The sequence below is a fragment of the Idiomarina sp. UBA4206 genome (assembly GCF_002383015.1).
GTDB lineage: Bacteria > Pseudomonadota > Gammaproteobacteria > Enterobacterales > Alteromonadaceae > Idiomarina > Idiomarina abyssalis.
On record NZ_DFTS01000076.1, the window covers coordinates 13387 to 15819 of the forward strand.

Annotated in this window: 1 protein-coding gene; it reads left to right on the forward strand. The window is 46.1% G+C overall.

Going from position 1 to position 2433, the window contains the following annotated elements; genetic code table 11:
• Positions 1–2361: hypothetical protein (locus tag B3180_RS15460; RefSeq protein ID WP_286845383.1), on the forward strand; the 2361-nt coding region annotated here is incomplete at its 5' end.
• Positions 2362–2433: the final 72 nt, after the last annotated feature.

The window sequence follows — 2433 nt, forward strand, 5'->3', positions numbered from 1 at the left end:
GGCTTTTTAATGCATTACGCCTGTGCTGATTTGAGTAGTGCCTCAACATCGATTGAGTGTCTTAATCATATCAAAACACATTCGTTCCACAGCGCAACGTCTCCAACTAATGAGACGTCCGACAAGGGTTTAGCGGCCGATTCCACCGTCGTGTATCAGAATAAAAAAGATCTCCCAGCATATTACTCAGAATTCAGCAAAGCATTGCGGGAGCTATTCAAAACCAAACATAATTCTCGTCACTCGAGGGAGGAGTGTAACGCGATGGCTCTCCAGGCAATTCAGGCCTTCATCGCGCAGCGTGAACAGTCGATGAGTGACGCCGAATTTGCTCTTATCGACTGGCTTAAGCATTGCTATGAGGTTAAGAGATTATTTAGGTTTTCGGCAGGGGCAAGGTATGTGAGCTGTGTAGCAACACTGTGGCTCGAGGTTTGTGACACAACGAGTGTTTATGTACTCGACGAGTCTGAAATGACCGAGCTATATAATGAGCTGATGAGCAAGAAAGAATTATCTGATTCCCAGTACGTGGATACAATAACAGAGCTTATCTACTTTTTGCATGAGCAACGCGATATACCTCTACCTAAGCAGCTCGAAACACGTGATAAGCAATCCGTTCACGTCCGTTCAAACATACCCGCCAAAGAGCACATACCGCGACTGCTAAAAGACATGAATAACCTATACGACGGTGAGTCGAAGCATTTTCGTGAGTCAGTAACTGTGTTGCTTATTCTTCTCGCTCGCTCCAACATTCGCCCGCACGAGGCGATGCACCTTGAAATAAAAGATATCTCAACGTTTGACACTGGCCACATTTTTATACGTAACAACCGGTATTTCTCAGAAAAGACTCACTCTGCCAGACGTCTCATAGAGCTCGATACATTTTTGCTGCCAGACGAAGCAAAGTTCGTGCGCCAGTTCATCAATCGACGCATGGAGCAGGCCGGGCGTAAACTTTCAAAGAACGGCAGTATTCAATATGAAAGGCCACACGCCTTATTATTTTCAAAAATCCCCCAACAAGATAGCCCGCTTGATATGCGAGACATCAGCAAACATGTTACTCGTCTGCTGTCGTCTTATACGTCCGTGCACACACCCATGTACCAGCTGCGCCACTTTGCGATTTCCACAGCAGTGCTTGTGTGTTTTGCATCTGACAAAACTGTGAATGAGCTAACGCCCTATTCATCTGTGCAAATCGCAACTATCAGAGCTTACTTTCAACTGAACGATTCACTCAATGTGCTTTACAAACTGTCAAGCTGGGCAGGTCACCTTGAGCCCAATATGACCCTATCAACCTACACTCATTGCACTGACCTACTCCTGTTCGAGGCTATTGCCCGAGCAAATATATCGACGCCTCTGGCTTACGTGAAAGCCCTGTCCTGTGTTCAATCTGCACGCATCGACAAGGTGTGTTCGGAATACTCATTGAGCGAAACTCCAGACAAAGCACAGCTGATGATTTTAACCGATGAAATACTCAAAAAGGAGCGTGGGGCCTGGATAACTAAGCCTCGCAAAGGCACTAAACAAGGAGATATCGACATGGATAGTTTATTCAATTTAAAAACCGAATTTGACGCTTCACGCGTCTGCTTTGTGCTTGAAGCTTATGACAGGGGACGAACGATTGAGGAAATCCGAGACATTTACAATATCGAGCCCAGGGTCATTGAATCAGTTATTGATGCCGCGCGAGATACTAAACAGCGTTATCAAACTAGGCGGAGGCAGCCCAGGCTTTACTCTGCAGAAGCACATAGTCTTCATGTTCCATTGCCAAATTCAAACACAGATACGATGGCAGCGAATATGATTATCCAGCACATGATGCCTGCACCAATGCGACACCTCAGCCAAGCCATAAGACGAGCGTGCCATACGTTATTAAGCGCATCAACGTACAATCACCGCTACATATCATTTAATACAAATGACAGGGAGCAAGCTGTCGAACTCGTTAAAACCCTGAGTCAGGCGATCTCTGCATCTCGCTTTTATGTTGAAGTTCTTGCTGACAAATCAATTCAGGAAGAGCGCATCAGAGCGCACTGGAGCCAACTCTTGGCCGGAGTTGGTGCCTCAGAAATAAAGTTCAAAAACGGTGGTAAACGACAAAATCCCAATGGGAGCGTTCTACTTTACTTTCTAAGCCACAACATCAGTGAAAACAATGCTAAACATGTCTTAAAGAAGGGGCAGCGTTACGCTTCAAGCGCATTACGGTATGCACTGCACACGCTGGCTATCTATTCTGGCGCAATGCGAAGGTATTGGGATAATAATTTTGAGTATGACCCCGACAGGGTTTATGGGCTAACAACGCGTAAAGATAAGTGATGTTCTGTTTCGGTAGGTCGATGTCCGCTCGGTGCCAAGAGCGGACGTTAACGCCTCAATAACCGGCGCGCT